Origin of the sequence: uncultured Marivirga sp. (assembly GCF_963974845.1) — a bacterium.
Taxonomy (GTDB): domain Bacteria; phylum Bacteroidota; class Bacteroidia; order Cytophagales; family Cyclobacteriaceae; genus Marivirga; species Marivirga harenae.
Window position 1 is genome coordinate 236,906 of sequence record NZ_CAXBEQ010000001.1, and the last position, 21,788, is coordinate 258,693.

Annotated in this window: 20 protein-coding genes; 8 read left to right on the top strand and 12 right to left on the bottom strand. The window is 36.5% G+C overall.

Going from position 1 to position 21,788, the window contains the following annotated elements; all coding sequences use genetic code 11:
• Positions 1 to 3 precede the first annotated feature (3 nt).
• From AAC601_RS01010 to AAC601_RS01045, 8 genes are all read right to left on the bottom strand, one after another.
• Entirely contained in the window at positions 4 to 210 is a 207-nt protein-coding gene (locus AAC601_RS01010) for a hypothetical protein (protein WP_340152587.1), read from the bottom strand.
• Positions 179 to 1,510: an argininosuccinate lyase gene (gene argH, locus AAC601_RS01015; RefSeq protein WP_340152236.1), complete on the bottom strand. Its 1,332-nt coding sequence runs from the start codon at positions 1,508 to 1,510 to the stop codon at positions 179 to 181. The genes AAC601_RS01010 and argH overlap by 32 nt, the downstream gene beginning before the upstream one ends.
• Positions 1,507 to 2,595 carry a M20 family metallo-hydrolase gene (locus AAC601_RS01020; RefSeq protein ID WP_340152237.1) on the bottom strand — a complete coding sequence of 363 codons (1,089 nt, stop codon included), beginning with the start codon at positions 2,593 to 2,595 and terminating at the stop codon, positions 1,507 to 1,509. Before AAC601_RS01020 ends, argH begins: the two co-directional genes overlap by 4 nt.
• Positions 2,595 to 3,389: an acetylglutamate kinase gene (gene argB / locus AAC601_RS01025; RefSeq protein WP_340152238.1), complete on the bottom strand. Its 795-nt coding sequence runs from the start codon at positions 3,387 to 3,389 to the stop codon at positions 2,595 to 2,597. Before argB ends, AAC601_RS01020 begins: the two co-directional genes overlap by 1 nt.
• Before the next feature lie 243 nt (positions 3,390 to 3,632).
• Positions 3,633 to 4,595: an acetylornithine carbamoyltransferase gene (locus AAC601_RS01030; protein ID WP_340152239.1), complete on the bottom strand. Its 963-nt coding sequence runs from the start codon at positions 4,593 to 4,595 to the stop codon at positions 3,633 to 3,635.
• Positions 4,596 to 4,605: 10 nt separating this feature from the next.
• Positions 4,606 to 5,571 (bottom strand): N-acetyl-gamma-glutamyl-phosphate reductase, encoded by a 966-nt coding sequence (gene argC / locus AAC601_RS01035; protein WP_340152240.1) that lies wholly within the window; start codon positions 5,569 to 5,571, stop codon positions 4,606 to 4,608.
• Positions 5,564 to 6,757, bottom strand: coding sequence for an argininosuccinate synthase domain-containing protein (locus AAC601_RS01040; protein ID WP_340152241.1), 1,194 nt, complete (start codon positions 6,755 to 6,757; stop codon positions 5,564 to 5,566). Before AAC601_RS01040 ends, argC begins: the two co-directional genes overlap by 8 nt.
• Positions 6,758 to 6,957: 200 nt before the next feature.
• The gene (locus AAC601_RS01045) at positions 6,958 to 7,629 is read right to left on the bottom strand and encodes a GNAT family N-acetyltransferase (RefSeq protein WP_303271949.1); all 672 of its coding nucleotides are present in this window, start codon (positions 7,627 to 7,629) and stop codon (positions 6,958 to 6,960) included.
• Between the two features lie 678 nt (positions 7,630 to 8,307).
• Here AAC601_RS01045 and AAC601_RS01050 point away from each other — a divergent pair.
• Genes AAC601_RS01050 through AAC601_RS01065 form a run of 4 tightly spaced genes read left to right on the top strand, consistent with a single transcriptional unit; the run spans position 8,308 to position 11,404 of the window.
• Complete coding sequence (locus AAC601_RS01050) at positions 8,308 to 9,243, top strand: phosphoribosylaminoimidazolesuccinocarboxamide synthase (protein WP_303271950.1); 936 nt, start codon at positions 8,308 to 8,310, stop codon at positions 9,241 to 9,243.
• Between the two features lie 51 nt (positions 9,244 to 9,294).
• Positions 9,295 to 9,678 (top strand): STAS domain-containing protein, encoded by a 384-nt coding sequence (locus tag AAC601_RS01055; RefSeq protein ID WP_303271951.1) that lies wholly within the window; start codon positions 9,295 to 9,297, stop codon positions 9,676 to 9,678.
• Between the two features lie 6 nt (positions 9,679 to 9,684).
• Positions 9,685 to 10,599: a ribonuclease Z gene (locus tag AAC601_RS01060; RefSeq protein ID WP_340152242.1), complete on the top strand. Its 915-nt coding sequence runs from the start codon at positions 9,685 to 9,687 to the stop codon at positions 10,597 to 10,599.
• A 1-nt stretch (position 10,600) separates the two neighbouring features.
• Positions 10,601 to 11,404, top strand: a complete 804-nt coding sequence (locus AAC601_RS01065) for a queuosine precursor transporter (RefSeq protein ID WP_340152243.1) — start codon at positions 10,601 to 10,603, stop codon at positions 11,402 to 11,404.
• Between the two features lie 140 nt (positions 11,405 to 11,544).
• Here AAC601_RS01065 and AAC601_RS01070 read toward each other — a convergent pair whose 3' ends face one another.
• Entirely contained in the window at positions 11,545 to 12,075 is a 531-nt protein-coding gene (locus AAC601_RS01070; RefSeq protein ID WP_303271954.1) for a transposase, read from the bottom strand.
• A 238-nt stretch (positions 12,076 to 12,313) separates the two neighbouring features.
• Here AAC601_RS01070 and AAC601_RS01075 point away from each other — a divergent pair, with 238 nt between their 5' ends.
• From AAC601_RS01075 to ruvC, 4 genes are all read left to right on the top strand, one after another.
• Positions 12,314 to 12,712 (top strand): hypothetical protein, encoded by a 399-nt coding sequence (locus AAC601_RS01075; protein ID WP_340152244.1) that lies wholly within the window; start codon positions 12,314 to 12,316, stop codon positions 12,710 to 12,712.
• Between the two features lie 24 nt (positions 12,713 to 12,736).
• Positions 12,737 to 13,690, top strand: a complete 954-nt coding sequence (locus tag AAC601_RS01080) for an amidohydrolase family protein (protein WP_340152245.1) — start codon at positions 12,737 to 12,739, stop codon at positions 13,688 to 13,690.
• 93 nt (positions 13,691 to 13,783) lie between these two features.
• Positions 13,784 to 16,594, top strand: a complete 2,811-nt coding sequence (polA, locus tag AAC601_RS01085; RefSeq protein WP_303271956.1) for a DNA polymerase I — start codon at positions 13,784 to 13,786, stop codon at positions 16,592 to 16,594.
• Between the two features lie 245 nt (positions 16,595 to 16,839).
• Positions 16,840 to 17,388 carry a crossover junction endodeoxyribonuclease RuvC gene (ruvC, locus tag AAC601_RS01090; protein WP_303271958.1) on the top strand — a complete coding sequence of 183 codons (549 nt, stop codon included), beginning with the start codon at positions 16,840 to 16,842 and terminating at the stop codon, positions 17,386 to 17,388.
• Between the two features lie 558 nt (positions 17,389 to 17,946).
• Here the strand turns inward: ruvC and AAC601_RS01095 are convergent.
• From AAC601_RS01095 to AAC601_RS01105, 3 genes are read right to left on the bottom strand one after another with little or no spacing between them, the layout of a single operon-like run.
• A complete protein-coding gene (locus AAC601_RS01095) occupies positions 17,947 to 19,053 on the bottom strand; it encodes an AI-2E family transporter (RefSeq protein WP_340152246.1) in 1,107 nt (368 codons plus the stop codon).
• A gap of 10 nt (positions 19,054 to 19,063) precedes the next feature.
• On the bottom strand, positions 19,064 to 20,119 hold the full coding sequence (locus AAC601_RS01100; RefSeq protein WP_340152247.1) for a hypothetical protein: 1,056 nt from the start codon (positions 20,117 to 20,119) through the stop codon (positions 19,064 to 19,066).
• On the bottom strand, positions 20,094 to 21,779 hold the full coding sequence (locus AAC601_RS01105; protein ID WP_340152248.1) for a hypothetical protein: 1,686 nt from the start codon (positions 21,777 to 21,779) through the stop codon (positions 20,094 to 20,096). Before AAC601_RS01105 ends, AAC601_RS01100 begins: the two co-directional genes overlap by 26 nt.
• Between the last annotated feature and the right edge of the window lie 9 nt (positions 21,780 to 21,788).

Consider the following 21,788-nt stretch of genomic DNA (forward strand, 5'->3'; position numbering starts at 1 on the left):
TGGCTACTTTTTAATTAAGGTAGCCATTTTTTTTAGAGTTCTTTTAAAAGTATTCACTTCCAATCCAGCTTCAAACTGTTTTTTGTGCGCCATTCCTGCGCAGTCAGGAATCTTGTGTACTTGAATCTCAGTTTCAATTCTATTCTTTAAAATTACGGTGTTCGTTCTCAACATTTTTTTACCCCAGCAATCTTCCTTTACTAAGCTCAATCATACTAAAATTAAAACGTTTGATTTTAGATTGCATCTTTTCATTAATCTCTTCCAAACATAAATTCCCGATACTCCCTTCATGAGTATGGTCTAGTTGAGTTGCGGCCTTGAAATCTCCTTTATCTATATCCAAGCCCACTTTTTTATAGGCATCTCTAAAGGATATACCGCTTTTTACCAATCTGTTTACTTCTTCCACACTAAATAGGTATTGATATTTTTTATCTTCCAAAATATTTTGCTCCAGTTTAATTTCTTTTAACATAAAGTGTGTGATATTTAAGCAATCCAAAGTGGTTTCGATACCAGGAAAAATGTATTCCTTCAATAATTGCTTATCGCGATGGTAGCCTGTAGTTAAATTGGTATCATTCAATATAATGGCATTTGGGATGGCATGCAGTTGATTACTTTTTGCACGCACGAGTTCCATAACATCAGGATTTTTTTTATGTGGCATTATGCTACTACCAGTTGTGAATTCATCTGGGAAGCTAACAAAAGCGAAATGCTGATTCATAAAAAGACAAATGTCTGATGCCATTCTGTTAAGCGTACCTCCAACAGCACTCAATGCAAATGCTAGAGTTTTTTCGGTTTTCCCTCTACTGCTTTGAGCATTAATTACATTGTGGTGCATGTCTGAAAAGCCCAGTATTTCAGTGGTGAAGGTTCTATCTAGTGGGAAGGATGAACCATAACCGGCAGCCGAACCTAAGGGGTTTTTATCTATAATTTGAAAGGCGGCAAACAGGATATCCATGTCCTCCGCCAAAGACTCAGCAAAACTACTGAACCATAAGCCAAACGAAGAGGGCATAGCCAGCTGAGTATGAGTATAGCCGGGCATCAAGTCCTGTTTATGTTTTTCAGCAAGGTGCAGCAAAAGATCAAATAATTGCTTGCTGGACTCTACTATTTCTTTGACTTTATCCCGATAAAACAATTTTAAATCCACAAGTACTTGATCATTTCTTGATCGTCCACTATGGATTTTCTTCCCTATATCTCCTAATCTTTCCGTTAACAAAAACTCGATTTGGCTGTGGATATCCTCAACACCTTCCTGAATTTGGAATTTACCTCCTTGAATTTCTTGATGGATATTTTTTAATTCTTTCGATAGAGCCTCGAACTCGTTGTCAGATATTAGCTGAATTTTCGCTAACATAGTTATATGTGCTATGGAGCCCAATACATCATATGGAGCTAATAGAAGATCAAATTCAGTATCTTTCCCAATGGTGAACTGTTCTATTTCTTTTAAGGAGTCCGTGTTTTTTTGCCAGATCTTCATTTTGTGGTATTTTGATGGTTCATGTATCTTTCCAGCAATTGAATGTAAATTTCAATGCCTTCTTCAATTTCTTTTATTTCAATAAATTCATCTGCAGTATGAGAACGTTCCGATTTCCCCGGACCGATTTTTACGGAGTCAAATGGAATAAGTGCCTGATCAGATAAAGTTGGGCTTCCGAATCTTTCCAATCCTAATACTATCGCTACTTCCATTATTTTGTGCTTTTCAGGAAGAAAAGAGCTTTGTAATCTGAATGATCTAGCTTTTAATTCGCTTTGTAATTGGCTTTGTAATTCTTCAAAGGCTTCCTCTAAAGTATAAGCATCCGTAATCCTAACATCCAAAGTGAATTCACAAACATCAGGCACGACATTGTGCTGCTGTCCTGCTTTTATCAATGTGGCGCTTACTTTATTCTCGCCTAAATATTTTGATGATTTTTTAAATTTAAAATCCCTGACTTTCAGAATGTCTTCCATAGCTTTATAGATGGCATTTTCTCCTTCGTCTCTGGCAGCATGTCCGGCTTTTCCCTTTGCAACGGCATCTATTACCAATAAGCCTTTCTCTGCTACTGCCAGTTTCATTTCTGTCGGTTCGCCTACTATGGCCACTTCGCATATCGGAATTTGTTCAAGCGCTCTGCTGATTCCATTTTGTCCACTTATTTCTTCTTCTGCGGAAGCGATAAAAATGAGGTTGTAGGGAATATCTTTAGGATAAAAAAATAGAAAAGTGACAATTAAACTTACCAATGAAGCTCCGGCATCATTACTTCCTAACCCATAAAGTTTTCCACCTTCCTCTATTGCCTCAAATGGATTTTTGGTATAGCTTACATTTGGTTTTACTGTATCATGATGAGAATTAAGCAAAATGGAAGGCTTTTGCTCATTAAAATGAAAATTATAGGCGATTAGGTTTTTGCCTATCCGCTTAAAACTCACTGATTCACTGTTCAGGAAATGCCCTATTGCATCAGCAGTTTTATCCTCTTCTTTGCTGAAAGAGTCAATTGTTATCAATTCTTTTAATAATTGAATGGCTTTAGCTTTCAAGTCTATGAGTTGAGTATTTTCCATTATGCACAAATAAAGGTTCCTGTTTTTTGATCGGCTATTGCTTTATCGATATCATCTGCCGACCCAATTCTTATTTTTGATACTCCAGATTTTAAAGCTTGAAATGCATTCTCTAATTTTGGTTTCATGCCGTCATAAATCAAGGATTTAGACAAAAGTTCTGCATAAGATTTAGGGTTTAGTTGTGGAATAATTGATTTCTCATCGTCAACATCCAACAAAACTCCTTTTTTATCAAAGCATAGCCATAAATTCACTTCAAACTGCGTTTGCAAGGCACAGGCAATTTCCATGGCAATTGTGTCGCCATTGGTATTCAGTAATTGCCCTTTTCCGTTATGCGTAATCGGGCAAATGACAGGAGTTAATTTTTGCGTTAATAGGCTTTCAAGGAAGTCCTTATTTACTTTTTGAATATCTCCTGCAAAGCCATAATCAATCGTTTTTACTGCTCTTTTTTCTGCCTTAAGCAAATTTGCATCCGCACCACTCAAGCCAATTGCATTCACTTTTAATGCTTGAAGTTTGGCTACTATCTTTTTATTGATCAATCCGCCATAAACCATGGTGATTAAATTGAGCGTCTCTTCATCAGTTATTCTTCTGCCTTCATGAAAATGAGGCGATATCCCCATTTTTTCACCTATTTGATTTGCCAAAATTCCACCGCCATGAACCAAGATTTTCTGTCCTGGTATTTTGGAAAAGGATGTGATAAACCGAGCTAAAGCTTCTTCATTATCAATGGTTTTTCCTCCTATTTTAATGATATTCACGACTTCTTTATTCTTCATTTTCATTTAATTTGCAGGTTATTTTCCTTTGTGTTCTATTGTATCTTTTGTGGTTAAAAAAGAATATTTGTTAATTTTTACCAACCTTTGCTAATTCCCACCACAATAGAAACAAAACCTGTCTGCCGCAGGCAGGGAAAACAAAAAGTTTTTCGCCTTAGCGAAAAATTCCTTAATGAAATTTCCTTGATATAATAGCATTAGTCTGTCACCAGCTGTGTAGGTTACATACACTTAGAATTTTTAATTAGCATTTCCGGCTTTGATTTGAGAAATAATTTCAAAAAGCACAGCCTGAGCTGCGTAAATTCTATTTTCAGCTTGTAAAGGCACTAGACTTTTATTGCCATCCAAAAGTTCATCGGCCAATTCCAGATTTCTTCTTACCGGCAGGCAATGCATAATTTTGGCACTTTCTTTTAGATGATGACTTTTTAACAGCCAATCGCTTTCTACTTTCGGTAAATTTCCATAATCATGGTAACTGCTCCAGTTTTTGACATACACAAAATCCGCATCTGCTACAGCTTTTTCTTGATCATATTCAATTTTTGCTCCATTTGTGAAATGCTCATCCAATTCATACCCCTTGGGTTGAGTGATGGTCAGGTCATGATTCATCCCTAGCGCCCATTCTGCGAAAGAATTGGGAACTGCATGAGGTAGTGCCTTTACATGTGGTGCCCAGCTTAAAACTATTTTTGGTTTTGAATGCTGTTTCCAAGTTTCTTCAATGCTCATCATATCAGCTAAAGATTGGAGCGGGTGGCGACTTGAGCTTTCCAAACTCACTACCGGGATTTGGCTATATTTGATAAATTGATGGATAACCTTATCCGCTATATCCTGTTTTTTATCTGTTAAAGTGGGGAAGGCACGAATAGCCAAGATATCAAAATAGCTACCTAATACTGATGCTGCTTCTTTGATGTGCTCAGCCTTATTTTCATTCATAATAGCGCCCTCTTCAAATTCCAATGCCCAACCTTCCTTATCGATATTGAAAACAATGGCTTCCATTCCGAGATTTTTTGCGGCAATTTGGGTGCTCACACGTGTTCTCAAACTAGGATTCAAAAAGATAAGTCCTATTTTGAGGTTTGTGCCGATCTCTTTTTCTAAAAATGGTTTTTCCTTAAATTGAACGGCTTTTTTAATTAATTTTTTAGCAGCAGATTGATTTTCAAATTTTATAAAATGTTCCATGATTTTATTTTTAGTAGGCATTTCCTTTTAGCTGTAAGCCTAAATTTTCTTTCCATCCGAAATGCAGATTCATATTTTGGACTGCCTGACCTGATGCCCCTTTTAATAAATTATCTATTATAGAGGTAATAATGAGTTGCCCAGAATTTAATTGAATATGCACCAGACATTTATTGGTATTGACCACTTGTTTTAAATCAATAGGTTCTTCAGAAATATGAACAAAAGCAGAGGATGTATAGAAGTTAGCAAATGTCTTTTGAGCTTCCTCAAGCTTACCTTCAAATGGAAAATAAGCAGTTGTTAAAATCCCTCTAGAGAAATTTCCTCTGTATGGTACAAAAAGAATATCCTCTTTAAAATCTGAATCCAATTGAGTGAAAGTCTGCTTGACTTCATGCAAATGCTGATGTTCGAATAACTTATAAGAAGATACATTCTGATTTCTCCAGCTAAAATGAGTAGTTTCTGATGGAATTGTGCCTGCTCCAGTGCTTCCCGTAATACCACTTACATGAATGCTTTGCTGCACCCAAGATTTAGCAATTACAGGTGCCAAAGCCATTTGAATTGCTGTGGCAAAGCAACCCGGATTGGCAATGCGCTTTGATGATTTGATTTTATCCTGAAATACTTCGCTGAGTCCATAGACAAAACCTTCCGTTTCATTTCGGAAATCTGTACTTAGGTCAATGATTAAAACATCATCCGCTACTTTATTTTGCTTCAAGAATTTTTCTGATTTCCCATGGGGCATCGCCAAAAAAATCACCTGAGCACTTTCTTTCAAGCAATTGCTAAAGGTCAACTCAGTTTCTCCAAGTAAGTCGGTATGCACTTTGCTTACTTTCATTCCATTTTGGCTATTGCTCAAAACAAAATCCAGTTCTACTTTCGGATGATGTAACAATAATCTTATCAATTCACCTCCAGCATAGCCTGCAGCACCCACTATTCCTGCTTTTAACTTATCCATGAGTTTTGTTTATTTGGTGATAAATTGCGGTTTGATTCCCTAATATTTTGGTGAACCCTTTTGCATCTTCAGCTGTCCACGCCAAATTCATTTCTCCATAACTGCCGAATTTACTAGACATCAAATCATGTGGTGATTCAATTCCTATCAAGCTGAAATGCTCAGGTTTCAATTTCACATAGACCTTTCCACTTACCGATTGCTGACTGTCCAAGAACATCGCTTCAATATTTCGCATTACCGGATCCAGATAATGTCCCTCATGCAAATGGTTTCCATAAAATTCAGATAATTGATTTTTCCAGAAGATCTGCCATTTAGTTAGCGTGTGTTTCTCCAATAGATGATGTGCTTTTATAACGATTATCGCAGCAGCGGCTTCAAAACCGACTCTGCCTTTAATCCCAATAATGGTATCGCCCACGTGCACATCCCGACCAATCCCAAAAGGGCTGGCAATTTTTTCCAAAGTTTGAATGGCTTCGGTTGGATGGGCAAATTCTTGATCATTTAAGCCGATTAACTCTCCATTTTTGAAAGTAAGCGATATCTCCTCCGCTTCTGTTTTACTGATGGGAGTTGGGAATGCCTCATCAGGTAAATATTGATTTGAAGTCAAAGTCTCAGCACCGCCTACTGAAGTTCCCCATATCCCTTTATTGATGGAGTATTTTGACTTTTTAAAATCCATTTCAACACCTTGCGCTTTTAGGAACTCAATTTCTTCTTCTCTGCTCAATTTTAAATCTCTAATTGGAGTAATGATTTCGATTTCAGGCATAAGAATTTGAAAAATCATATCAAATCGAACTTGGTCATTACCAGCGCCAGTGCTTCCATGCGCGATGGCATCTGCCCCGATTGCTTTTGCATAAAGTGCTAGGGCTTGAGCTTGTACTATTCTTTCTGTGCTGACCGATAGAGGATAAGTCTGATTTTTTAAGATATTACCAAATACCAGAAATTTAATGACCTTCTGATAAAATTCTTCCAATCGATTGATTACTGTAAAGGAAGCGATGCCTAATTTATTGGATTTAGCATCCACTGCTTTTAATTCTTCAGGAGAAAATCCTCCGGTGTTGACTAAAACGGCATGGACTTCATAGCCTAATTCTTTTGATAAGTATAAGCCGCAGAAGGTGGTATCCAAACCTCCGCTATAGGCTAAAACAACTTTTTTCATAATCTATATTTTTATTTTTTTAATTCAATTCTATGTATTCATATTTATTAAACCGGTTTTCAATAATGCAACCAACTATTATTCGCCCAGCCCTGTATCTCACAGGGCTTTTAGTTCAGAGTTTGTGAAGACACAAACTCGAACGACATGGGAGAAACGACCAGTAAGGTGACCTCACAGGGCTTAAGCTCAATAGATGATTAAAATAAATTTACCAATTGAGATGAATGCTTTTTGAGTTTTAGCATCACATGCTTTTTGATCCTGGTCCAGCGCTCAAATAGCTTGATGTTTTTGGTGAAATTCTTCCTTAGCGCCTTGCCTTTGCTTTCAGGCTTGGGAGTGTATAACATGGCGGTGCAAATGCAATTCTGCTTGTATTTAGACTGCAGAATATCATAATTCACACAGCTTTGACAGCCTTTCCAGAACTCCTCATCTTTTGTTAAGTCTGAGTAGCTCACGGGGATATAGCCCAAAGAAGAGTTGATTTTCATTACTGCACTCCCTGTAGTCAGGCCGAAAATTTTCGCATTGGGATATTTCTTTCTGCTTAACTGAAATATTTCAGATTTAATGGCTTTGGCCAAACCTGTCATTCTAAACTCAGGAGCTACAATTAAGCCCGAATTGACAACATATTTCTCATGATCCCATGATTCGATATAGCAAAAGCCTGCCCATACCTTATCTAGGGTCAAAGCAATTACTGCTTTGCCTTCCAGCATCTTTTTTTCTATATATTCAACTGATCTACGGGCAATACCAGTCCCTCTTTTGGCAGCGGATGTTGCCATTTCTTCTATAATGTTGGAAGCATAAACTTGATCTGCTTCCGTAGCAACTCTAATATGAAATTTGGATTTTTCCATTGAATGAAAAATTGAATTGCCTCACCTCTATTTTTTCAAAATGGTAAATAGGATTCAGCGTTACTAAATGAAATTGAATAATTATAAAATATGAGTTATTGGATTCCCGCATAGGGTATCCTAGAATAGAAAAGGGCTATGCCCTAAAGAAAAACCTGCGAACCTGGCGGTTACGCAATACATTCACAGCATCAAAAGCAATTGTTGCTAATGAAGTGAAATTTTGCGCTATGGTGTTATTCTTTTTCAAATTGAACGACAAAGGTTTGTAATAATTTCTGATAATACAATGGAAAATCCTATAAATTTTTTAAATCACAGCTTTTTACTAAGAATGTCATAAATAGAAATACGTCTTTTTTATTAAGTACTCTGAGTGCTTAATAAAACTTTCAAAAAATATAATATAGCTCAAAATTTAGGCAATAGTTGGAAAAGAATTTAATCGACCACTTCCGAGGAACTCGGAAAAGTGGGAGGGAGGAAAGTTTAGCGAGCCAGCGTTGGAATTGAGGCTAGAAGCATTAAACTTTCTTGATTTTTTGTTTCTTTTTGATTAAGCAAAAAGAAAGGTAGAGAAATGAAAGTAATGAAGCAGGCCTACAGATAAATTTTTATTGATAAATTCAATTACATCCTATCTTTTATATCTGCCAACACTTAGCTATTTTTGCCCTAATGGAAGCAATTAGAGAAACCAATTTTCAGCTGCCTAATCAGCAAAATTTTTATAGAGGGAAAGTAAGGGATGTTTATACAACTCCTGATCAATTAGTAATGGTGGCTACAGATCGCCTTTCTGCTTTTGATGTGGTGATGCCTCGGGCTATCCCTTTTAAAGGACAGGTGCTAAATCAAATTGCCGCAAAAGCGCTAAAAGATACAGAAGACATCGTTCCGAATTGGCTTTTATCAAATCCTGATCCAAATGTGAGTGTGGGATTTAATTGTGAAACCTATCCAGTGGAAATGGTGATCAGAGGTTATTTGGCCGGCCATGCCTGGCGGGAATATAGAGATGGGAAACGCAGTGTTTGCGGAGTTTCATTACCAGAAGGTTTGAAGGAAAATGATAAATTGCCTCAGCCTATCATTACGCCTACTACCAAAGCCCACGAAGGACATGACGAAGACATTTCTCGAGAAGAAATCTTAAAGCAGGGATTAGTGTCCCAAGAAGAATACGAAAAACTAGAATCTTACACTCAGAAATTATTTAAAAGAGGATCTGAAATTGCGGCAAAAAACGGACTGATTTTGGTGGATACAAAATACGAATTCGGTAAAGTGGGCGATAAAATCTTTTTGATAGATGAAATCCATACGCCAGATTCTTCCCGCTTCTTTTATTCTGATGTTTACTTAGAAAATCAAGCTAAGGGATTGAAGCAAAAACAATTGTCAAAAGAGTTTGTAAGGGAGTGGCTGATTGAAAATGGTTTTCAAGGTAAAGAGGGCCAACAGATTCCTGAAATGACAGATGAAAAGATAAAGGAAATATCTAATCGATACATTGAGTTATTCGAAAAAGTTACGGGTGAGAAATTCCAACCCCGTGACTACAATAACGTATTAGAAACGATTGAACAAAATATCCTAGAAAAGATTAAATAAGAAGTTACCTTTATGTAAGTTCATTACCTAAAAGTTTTAAATAAGATAAACATGAAATATTCAATTGATAAAGAAGAGAAGTATTCATTAATCAAAATTAAGGAAGAAAAATTTGATTCTTCAGTGGCATCAGGTTTCAAATCTGATTTGGTTACCATGCAGGCAGAAGGAGTACAGAATATGGTGATTGACATGTCAGAAGTGAAATATGTAGATTCATCAGGATTGAGTGCTTTATTGGTAGGAAACAGGGTGATTGGAGAAAATGGTGGAGCTTTCATCATTGCAGCTCCCACTGAGCACACAGAGAAATTGATTAAAATCTCTCAATTAGATAAAGTATTTGATATTTTACCAACCGTTCACGAGGCAGTGGAATCTGTTTTCATGCACGAATTGGAAAAAGGGTTAGGTGAAGAAGACGATAGCGAGTAAAATTCCTTGTCTTTTGAAGTTCACATATTAGGCTCCAATTCGGCAGCCCCAGCTCATGGAAGGCATCATACTTCGCAGGTCTTGCGGATTCAAGACATGCAAATCATGATTGATTGCGGAGAGTCTACACAAATTCAAATGAAAAAATATGGCTTAAGAAAAAATCGCTTAAGCCATATTTTTATTAGTCATTTGCACGGGGATCATTTCTTAGGTCTTATGGGACTGCTATCCACCATGCATTTGAATGGAAGAAAAACTGATTTATATCTGTATGGGCCTCTTGGCTTATCTGAAATTATTCAGCTTCATTTAAAGTATGCGAATACGCATTTAAGTTACCTTATTCATTTCCAGGAACTAAGGGGAGATCAATCAGAATTGATCTTAGATCACCCCAAATTAACAGTTCGAACCATTCCACTCAATCACAGAATTCCATGCACTGGGTTTTTAATTAAAGAACAACCTAAACCAAAAAGGCTGAAGAAAGAAAAAGTAGGAGAATTGAGCGTGCGTGATATTAACATCCTAAAGAAGGGAAAGGATGTAGTGAATGAAGCCGGGGAAGTGAAATTTAAAAATTCGGATTACACCTTACCAGCAAAGCGATCGAGGAGTTATGCTTATTGCTCTGATACTAAATACAATGAAGACATCATTCCTTTAGTGAAGGAAGTGGATTTACTTTATCATGAAGGAACATTTCTACATGAGAACTTGGAAAGGGCTGAAGCGACCTATCATACAACTGCGAAGCAAGCAGGTATTTTTGCTCAAAAATCAAAAGTGGGTCAATTGTTGATTGGTCATTTTTCAAATCGCTATAAAGAGTTAAATCCCTTACTGGAAGAAGCTCAAAAGGAATTTGCTAATACTGCCTTGGCACAAGAAGGCCAAGTTTTTACTATAGAAGAATAAAATGGATGCGGTAAAGTCAAACGGGTCGCTCAATAGAAAAAAAAGAAATCTCTTTATTGTATTAAGCGGGATATTCCTAACCAATGCTCTGTTAGCTGAGATTCTAGGGGTGAAGATTTTTTCGGCTGAAGCCACTTTGGGTTTTCCACCCGCTCAGATCAAACTGTTTGGAGACTTTGTATTAGATTTTAATCTTACTGCAGGCGTAATCATTTGGCCTATTGTGTTTGTCACCACTGATATTATTAATGAATATTTCGGGAAAAAGGGCGTTCGCAGAATTAGCTTTTTGACTGCATTGTTTATTCTCTATTCTTTTTTTGTGATTTATGCTGTTACCAAACTGGCACCAGCTGATTTTTGGTTAAATGTCAATACACCTGATCCGAATGGTAAGGATTTTAACATTAATTATGCCTACGGTGTTATTTTCCAACAGGGATTAGGGATTATTATCGGCTCTTTAACAGCTTTCTTGATTGGTCAGTTTTTAGATGTCTTGGTTTTTCAGCACCTTAGAAAATTTACCGGAAGTGGAAAAATTTGGCTCAGGGCAACAGGCTCTACTTTAGTCAGCCAGTTAGTAGATAGCTTTGTGGTGCTTTGGATTGCCTTCTTTGTTTTTGGGAATTGGAGCATGGAACAAGTGCTCTCTGTTGGAGTCATTAATTATATATATAAAGGTGCACTGGCTATTTTACTGACGCCACTTCTTTACATAGCTCATTTCTTTATAGATCGGTATTTAGGAAAGGAAAATTCGGAGAGGATTACTGAAGAGGCTGCTGGGGAGGGGTTTTTCTAGCTCGCCAGAGGCGGTAGTAATTTCCACTAGCCGCAGGCTAGCGGAAGATATAGATTGGGCTATCGCTAGCCTCTGGCTAGTGATGCTTACTTTTGCCTCCGGCAAGGATTAGGAAGCTAAGTCATCCGGTACTGTATTCTTTAGCTTTCTAAGATCGTTAATGGACTATCGAAACATGCGCTACTGTATTTATAATATTGAGGTTCAGTCACAATGCCAGCCCTTACAGGATTTTCATGTATGTAGTTTGTTTTTTGATCCAAGATTTTACTGTCAGAAATTAGTGTTGGTTGATTATTAGTTTTCCAAAGTCTATATTCTCTAAATTGATTACTTAATGTTGCGAAATGCTTAAATAAGTTTAGAAGCCAGTAGCTTCTGCTTTCTTTGGGGTTATTATTAATTTCTCTTATAAATTCTTTTGCAGTAAAGCTTTTAAACCTTCCTATTAACTCGTTTAAATCCTTATCAATTCTTCTGCATACCAAATGTATATGGTTGCTCATGATCACGTAAGAGAATATCTCTAGATTTTCATTTTTCTGACAATAGTAAAGATTTTCTACAATAATTCTTTTGTAATCTTCTCTATCAAATAAATTTATCCAGCCCACCAAAGTTAATGTGATGAAATAGGTATCATTGGAAGTAGTTTTTCTGAATTGACTCATTGAAATAAGGTCTTGGTTTAAAGAATGATGCTAAATTAAACACATGCTAGAAAAAGATAAAAAAAGCTTGTATTTATTTCGGCTATAAACCTCGCCAGAGGCTGGAGTATTATCCACTAGCCGGAGGCTAGCGGAAGTGATTGTATATAATCGCTAGTCTCTGGCTAGTAATGATTACTGTTACCTTTGATGAGGATTCCACATCTTAGATCAATTCCATTATATTTAAGGAAAAAACATGAAGCCAATCCACACAGTGTTCCTATCACTACTAAGTATCATTTTAATTGCATCTTGTACTTCTAATAAGCAAATATCAGTTGATTTGATACTGATGAATGCTTCCATTGTGGATGTACAAAACGATAAAATCATTGAAAATCAATATGTCACTATCAAAGGGGATTCGATATTTTCCGTGGGATCGATGCTAGAGAAAGCTGATTACGAATTCAAGAAATCTATTGAGTTGAATGGTCAGTACGTTATGCCCGGCTTATGGGATAATCATGTGCATTTTAGGGGAGGAGAGGATTTAATAGATGAAAATAGGGAACTGCTGAGTTTATTCTCGAAGTTTGGAATAACCACTGTAAGAGATGCTGGTGGAGATATTACACCTTCCGTACTTCAGTAGAGAGCCCAAATTAAGGAGAAAGAGTTGATTGGCCCTTACATTTTCACTTCAGGTCCTAAGCTTGACGGACCAAAACCAGCTTGGGAAGGATCCATAAAAATCGTAAACCTAAATGATATTGAAATGGCTTTGGATTCTTTAGAATCAATTAATGTTGATTATGTAAAAATTTATGATGGAAGTTTAGCAAAGGAAAATTTTTATGCCATTATTGAAGCAACAGAAAAAAGAAGCATGAAAGTAACCGGGCACATGCCGATGTCTGCTGATTTCCAAAAGGCAGTTTCTTTGGGTATGGATGGAAGCGAGCATATGTATTGCATCATGAAAGCGTGTTCTCCTAAAGCAGATAGTCTGACAGAATTAGGCTTGGGTTATGGCATGATGGAAACAATCACAGATAGCTATGATGAGCAAATGGCAAATGAATTATTTGCTGAATTAGATCAAAAAGAAGTTTACATCACGCCCACTTTATATATCGGAAAAGTACTTTCAGGCTTAGCAGATGAAGACCACAGCAGTGATAGTTTACTAAATCAAATTGGAGAGGGAATCCAAAAAACTTATGAAGGAAGAATAAAGTCTGCAAAAAGAGCTAAATCATCGGGTAGTCAAATGAGAGAAAAAGTCTCATCTTTGGCCAAGAATATGATTAGCCCAATGTTTGATGCTGGAGTCCCTATTTTAGCAGGCTCAGACTGTGGGCCATTTAATTCTTTCGTCTATCCTGGAGAAGCGCTTTGGGGGGAATTGTTTAGCTTGGTAGACGCTGGACTCACCCCGGCTGAGGCTTTGCAAACTTCCCTGATCCATGGACCGGCTTTTATGGATTTGCAAAAGGAATATGGAAGTGTAGAAAAGGGGAAAGTAGCGGATTTACTCATCTTAGATAAAAATCCTTTAGAAGATCTTCAAAATATGAGGAGTTTAGATAGGGTAATCTTAAAAGGAGATTTTACTGATAAAGGGAATTAATTATAACTTTAAAGGAATTCTTTGTTTGACATTCCTTTTCGAGCCACAATTTTATAACTTTAAAATCTGTTTTAACTCCGAAATTATTATCAAATGAGCAATACACCTGAATCAGATAAAAAGTTATTTCTTCTAGATGCAATGGCACTTATTTATCGTGCTCACTTTGCCTTTAGTAAAACGCCAAGAATAAATTCCAAGGGGATGAATACTGGTGCGGCTCTAGGATTCACCAATAGCTTACTAGAGATTCTAAAAAAAGAAAAGCCTACGCATATAGGTGTAGCATTTGATACCTCCGCTCCAACATTTAGACATGAGGAATTTCCCGCTTACAAAGCGCAAAGAGAAGAACAGCCAGAAGATATTCGGGTAGCTATTCCCTATGTGAAAAAAATTGTAGAGGCTTTTAATATCCCTGTTTTAATTCTTGATGGCTATGAAGCTGATGACATCATTGGTACCATTGCAAAGCAAGCTGGTGAGGACGGATTCAAAGTGTATATGATGACGCCTGATAAGGATTATGCGCAAATGGTAACTGAAAATGTCTTTCTGTATAAGCCTGCATTTATGGGTAATGGAGTGGATGTTTTGGGAATTGAGGAAGTTAAAAAGAAATTTGATATTGATAGAGTTGAGCAAGTAATTGATATTTTAGGATTACAAGGTGATGCGGTAGATAACATCCCTGGAATCCCAGGAGTTGGGGCTAAAACAGCAGTCAAATTTCTTAAACAGTATGGTTCAGTGGAAGGTCTTTTGGAACACACAGATGAATTAAAAGGGAAAATGAAAGAAAAGGTGGAAGCTAATAAAGAACAAGCTTTGCTTTCTAAAAAATTGGCCACGATCAAAATAGATGTTCCACTAGAATATGAACCTGCAAAATTAGCGCTAGAGGAACCTAATGAAGAGACTTTAAAGGAATTGTTTGAAGAGCTTGAATTTAGGACCTTAATGAAACGGGTTTTGGGAGAGGAACCAGCAACAGCTGCAAAATCTTCCACTAAAGTGGATCCCGCTCAAATGTCTATGTTCACGGATACCCCGGAGGAGGCTGCTCAGAAAGATGAGGAACCAGAAGAAAGAAGGACGATAACTAATACGGTTCATCACTATCATTTGATTGATACCCCCGAGTTAAGAGAAGACTTAATCACCTATCTATCCATACAGGATGAGTTTTGTTTTGACACAGAAACAACAGATTTGGAACCGACTGATGCAGAATTGGTTGGGCTTGCTTTCTCGTACGTAGCTGGAGAAGCGTATTATGTCCCTTTTCCTGCTGATCAAAAAGAAGCTCAAAAAATAGCGGATGAGTTTAAGGAAGTACTTGAAAATGAAGGCATCATTAAAATTGGGCAAAATTTAAAATATGACATTCAAGTAATGCGTAATTACGGGATTAGAGTGAAGGGAAAGATGTTCGACACCATGTTGGCGCATTATCTTTTGGATCCTGAAACTCGTCACAATATGGATGTGATGGCGGAGAATTATTTGAATTACAGTCCTGTTTCCATAACTGAATTGATTGGCAAAAAAGGAGTAAAGCAAGGGAATATGCGAGATGTGCCTATTACCGATGTTGTGGAATATGCTGGCGAAGATGCCGATATAACTTTGCAGTTGAAGCACATATTAGAAAAAGAGATAAAAGAAAATAATCTAGAAAATCTCTTACATGAGGTGGAAGAGCCGCTTTCTTACGTACTCGCGGAGATGGAATATGAAGGGGTGAAAATTGATAAAGAGGCGCTGGCTAAAATGTCAAAAGAGTTGGAAACGGCAGCCTTGGAAGCCCAAGAAAAAATATTTGAATTAGCAGGACAAGAATTTAATATAGCTTCACCAAAGCAATTAGGGGAGATCCTTTTCGATAAAATGAAATTGGTAGACAAACCCAAGAAAACCAAAACAGGTCAATATGCGACTGGAGAAGAAATATTATCAAAATTGGCCAATGAACATGAAATTGCTGATAAGATTTTGGAATTTAGGGAATATCAGAAATTGAAATCTACATATGTGGATGCATTACCGAAATTGATCAGCAAAAAAGATGGCAGGGTACATACAGATTATCGTCAGGCTGTTGCTGCTACTGGTCGATTGAGTTCTAATAACCCAAATCTGCAAAACATCCCGATTCGAACTGAAAAAGGACGGTTAATCAGGAAGGCATTTGTTCCAAGGGATGAAAACTATCAATTGATGGCAGCAGATTATTCGCAAATAGAATTACGAATTATGGCAGCATTTTCTAAAGATGAAGCCATGATGGAAGCCTTTAAAAGTGGAAGAGATATTCATGCCACCACTGCGGCCAAAGTCTTTGGTGTAGATCTGGATGCTGTTGATCCCAGCATGAGAAGAAAGGCAAAGGAAGTAAACTTTGGAATTATTTATGGAATTTCTGCTTTTGGACTGGCACAAAACCTAAATATTTCAAGAACCGAGGCTTCGGATATTATCAAAGCATACTTTAAGGAATTCCCCCTTGTTCATGATTATATGGAGAAAGTTAAAGAAGAGGCCAGGAAAAATGAGTATGTCACTACTATTTTGGGTAGAAAAAGATGGTTAAGAGATATAAATTCCAGAAATCAGACCGTCAGAGGATTTGCTGAAAGAAATGCCATCAATGCGCCAATTCAGGGAAGTGCAGCCGATATGATTAAAATCGCAATGATCAATATTCATAAATGGATGGAAAAGGAGAATCTAAAATCAAAAATGATTATGCAGGTACATGATGAATTGATTTTTGATGCTCATAAAGATGAAGTTGAGAAGTTAAAAGATAAAGTAGTTGACCTCATGAAAAATGCGATGGAGTTGGATGTTCCTATGGAAATAGGGGTTGGAATTGCCGATAATTGGAGTGAAGCACATTAATGAATAGTTGGAAGAAGGAAGTGAGAAGATGGAGGAGGGGTAATTAGGTTGTCATCGCAAATCAGATTGTAATTTGTTCAGTAAAAAATTCTACAGATTTAAAATCAGATATTTAGAGGCTTTGAAAATAATAGTTGCTCACTTTATTCTAAACTTTTTATCTCCAACTTGAAGAAAATCAGCTGAATATTTAATTCAAAAAAAAGTCTAGGTTCTAAAGTCTAGGATCTAGATTCTAAAAAAAAATGCCAAAAGACAAAATCATATTAGGGCTTGATCCCGGAACTTCGGTTATGGGATATGGGGTAATCCAGATCAGTGGTAACCAAATGACCATGTTGCAATATGGAGTTATTCACCTTTCTAAATATGCCAATCACGAAATCAAACTCCGCAAGATTTTTGATCGAGTAAGCAGTCTGATTGAAGATTACACTCCTGATGAAGTTGCGTTGGAGGCGCCCTTTTATGGCAAGAATATACAATCTATGTTGAAATTAGGTCGCGCCCAAGGAGTGGCCATGGCAGCAGCCTTACGGCTCGATTTACCTATTTCAGAGTATGCACCTAAAAAAGTAAAACAATCAGTTACTGGTAATGGAAACGCCTCCAAAGAACAGGTGGCAGAAATGCTGAAGACTTTATTAGGCATCAAAGAAATCCCGAAGCTTTTGGATGCTACTGATGCTTTAGGAGTAGCAGTTTGTCATCATTTCCAAGGTGGAAAAACGGCTAGTGGGCCCAAAAGCTGGAAGGCCTTTATTAATGATAATCCCAGTAGGGTTAAGAAGTAAGTGAAAGTGTTGAGGTGTTGATGTGTAAAAGAGTTTAGCCCGTCTAGGTGCCATTCTGTAAGCATAATTAATTGCTCTTATATTTTCTATCTTCCTCGCTGGAACACCTTAGTTAGTCCAATTATTGAGTTATTTTAAAATAATATTAAAAATTCAATGTACGAGCTTAAAAGAAGGATAAAATATGTTCGAATTAATTGTCAATTATATTGACAACTAACACGCCCACTTTAGCATAAAGCGGAAAAGAGGGTTGGAGGGTAAAATAGCGGGCAGGCGATGGCTAGTGTGGGCAGTAGCATCATTTTACCTAGATTTTTTTCACACTTTTTCATCAATGGAAAAAGTATGAAAGAAAAGGTAGCATTAAAGCTTAGTAATTTACTCTTTTTGCCAAAATTAGTATACTGGGCCACTCAAAAAAAGAAGAAATAATGCTTTCATAATGTTTGAAGCCATTTTGGAAATTTACGGAGGAAAACGGATGTGAAAGTATTGAGGTCTTAATGTTTAAAAGTATTAAGTCCGTTTCTGAATTTAATTATTCTTTGAGCATAATTAATTACTCTTAAACTTCTCTTTTAATCTCTTATATAGACCCTTTTTATGATCATCCCCATCCTGGAAATTAGCATTTCCTATCAATAAGGCTAAGGGTTGTAAGGGTTCGTACTCTTCGCAAATCACTTTTAGCATGGCAGCAAAAGGAAGGAATAGTACCATACCGGCAACGCCCCAAATGGATGCCCCGATTATCAAACTTAGAATTGCAGCAAATGCATTTACATTCACGCTATTGCCTACTATCTTTGGACTCAAAAAATTACTCTCTATTAATTGAACAGCCCAAAAAAGAATGGCAACTGCTAAAGGTATGAAAAGAGAATCATGCGACATAAATGCATATAGAACAGGAATAGTAGCACCTAAAGTAGTTCCTATGTACGGAATAATGGAAAGTGAGGCAGCCAAAAAACCAAAGAGGAATGGACTGTCAATTCCAATTATCCATAGGCCAATACTATTTGCAAAACCTAAAATCACTATAAGAATCAACATGCCAGAAAGATATTTTTGCCCTACCTGCTGAATTTCCTTCAGCATATTAAAAAATTGCTTTTTCTGCTCAGCAGGTGAGAATTTCATAAAGGCTCTAACCAAACCTTTATGATAAATCAGGAATAGAAACATATAGATAAACATAGTAATCATTCCTGTAAAGAAATTGGCCGTACTATTGAAGGTGCCACCTAGAAGGCTTCCTGCGGAATCTTTAAACCAGGATTTCAAATCCTTTAGCAGTTGATCTTTTTCTAAATCATCAACCAAACTGATATTCTTATTTACAAACACGATCAGATCAGTCGAAAGGGTAGTAAGTTTCTTTCCGAAATTGCTGATCTCGTCTGATAATGCAATGATCTCTGCTGAAAAGAAGGTAATTCCTCCTCCTATGATGATGATTAATAATAGTATAGATAAAAATGCTGCTAATATATTGCCTATTCCCCATTTCATAAACTTTTTATGAACAGGAAATAATATAAATGCCAAGAGCAATGCAATGCCGAGAGGAATTAAAATCGACTTTGCCAACACTAAAAATGCGATTAAAAGAGCAATAAATGCAAGCGTAAAAAATGCGTTTTGAAATGATACTTTCATTATACTTTATTTAAAAATGCCGGTTAAATTCGTTTTCAATTGATTTTAATGCTGGCTTTGATTGGGGCGTATAGGCTTTGAAAGATCGATCACTATTTTTAAAGCTATGTAAGTGCCATTTCCATATAAAACCCCCTTGCCACCATTTTTCGCTATTAAAAGATTCGTATAGTGCCTCAAAGGCAATCCTCTGATTTTCAAAATTAATATTTAAGCTATCTTTAGACAACATCCAATGTCCCATTGTATTGTAATCAATACTCTCATATCCATACTCTGTGAATATAATAGGTTTATTGAATTTTTTAGACACCTTTTCTATTTCTTCTTTAGGTTGGAGCCATGCACTAATAAGTTGCTCTTTAGTAGGTTTCTTTTCAGTGCTTAAAGGAAAATAGGCATCAATACCGACTAAATCCAATTGGTCCCAAAACTGTATGTTTTCATATTCATCCCAATTGGCTGCATAGGTTAACTTCCCCTTGTAGTTCTTTCGGCATTTTGATATAAGTTCAAGCCAAAAATCATTTCTAGACTGGGTAGATTTTCTGATTTCAGTACCAATACAAAATATTTCCACATTCATTGAATCCGCTATTTCAATATAAGCTTCTATGTAAAGCGAATATTGCTCCTCAAATAGATGCCAGAGGCTGTCCGATTCAAACTCCAAGTCCCCGGCCCAACCTTGTCCACCGACCCAAAGGTGGGGTTTCAGCATTATTTTTAATCCCATTGATCTTGCCATCTGGATGGTTTCTATCACTCCTTCAGGTTTTTCTCCCCACCATTGCCTAGCATGATCAAAATTAATTTCACCGGTCTTAGCATTGCAGAAAGCGTAAGGCACAATTGCGACCCAATTAGTACCAATTGCCTTTATTTTTTGAAGGGAATCAATTGGAAATGCTTGTGGAGGTGCAACCAAATTAAAGCCATTAATTCTTTGAACCTTGTTAGTTTCCTCAGCAGGAAAAAAGTACGAATTGCTGAATAATGCAATAGCAGCAAGTCCAATTAATAAGAATATGAATTTCCATTTATTCACTTTCATCCTCCTTTCCAAAACCTATTTTTTGCCAAATGCTTCCATCGTCTTCTTCTTGCTCCAATTTTTCAATTCTTGCTGGTTTATCCATTCCAATGGTAGATTGAAAGCCCGAAACCAAACTGTTAGACCAATAGCTGAACATAGACTTACGCGTATCTCTTGAAAATTGAATTCTTCCAACTCTAAATTTACCGTTTTTTCTGGGGTTTTCTTGAGAAAGTGCAACATTAGCTAACCAGCTTAAAGCCTTGTCTCCTTTCTCTTCATCATTTAGTATTTTGTTAAACTCAATTTTCAAATCCGAATACTTGAGTTGCATTTCTCCAAGAACTGCCTGATTACCTCCGGAATAAGTAAAATACAATTCATCTACTTTTCCCGTAGCAATTTCTACTGGAGTAGATTTCGCTATGTATTGATTGATTGCGCTTATAGACATGGGCTCTAAACTCCCGGCCACTTTAAAATAGCCATAGCTAGAATTGAGGTCATATCTTATATCAGCCGTAAGCTTGCCTTGATCGTAAAGGTTTCCATTTGCTTTAATCACCAACTCTTTGCCATATCGCTCAATGCTATCCGTTCTGTTCGTGATATTTGAAATTTCACCTTCAATATTTGTTATACTAACTGATCCCGTTTTTTGACTTCCACTTGGTATTTCAAAATAGCTTAGGTTCATATTTTCTACAATACACTTTCTAACGTCAATTGATATTTTGCTGTCCTTTAAAACCTCTATCAAAATGGGTACAAAGCGATCATCTGGAAGTGGATAGTTTTTGTCTTTAGTAACTTTCAGTTTAATATTGTTTGTAAAAATAGTTTTGGCACTGAACATACTGTCTCCTTGCCATTTCATGGAATTTAACCGTATGCTGTCTAAATATATGTCAATATGATTGGCTTGGTCTCCTTTTAGTTCAGCAAATTTTTCAGGAGAATAAATGGGGCGAAAATGAGCGGCATTTATAGTAATATCTTGCTTAAATAAATTAAAGGCTAGCTTCTTTATCTCTACTTTATGAAGTTTATCCTGCAAGTAGTAGCTCATATTGTGAAATTCTAAGAATATGTCTTTTGCGACATCTTGAAACTGCTCTGGTATTTCCCCTTTCTTAAATTTAAGTGCTTGAGCAAATAAATTGTATTCAGTCTTCACTCTTCCCGACTTGCTGTTTTGCTCATCATAAAATAATATTTCACCTCCTTCCACAATAAGTTCTGTAATTTCTAATTCAAATCTACCTTCAAATGAGGGGCGAGAAGCTTTTGTTCTATTAATTTTATCGAAGTCAAAAGGGAGTAGCAGCTTTGCTTTTTTGAGTTCTAATGTATTGAATTTAAAAAATTGATTGTTAAAGGTTTCGCTATATTTATTCCAGGATAAGTTTAGGTTTGGAAGTTCTAGACTAGCTAAAGTATCTTTTTTATCATTAATTATGTTGATTTTAACACTTTCTAAGTTGATTTTTTTAGCCAAAATCCGAAACCTCATGTCTTCAATTTGAAAATGTACAGAATCTTCGAAGTAATGATTGAGTTCGGTATGAATGGAGTTAACCACAAAAGCCTCAATTTTTAATTCCTTGAGTAATTGCCAAGCGATAAAAAGAAAAAGAGTGATGGATATAAGTATAATACCAGTTCTTTTAAGTGCTTTCTTTTTGGACATTCTAATAAT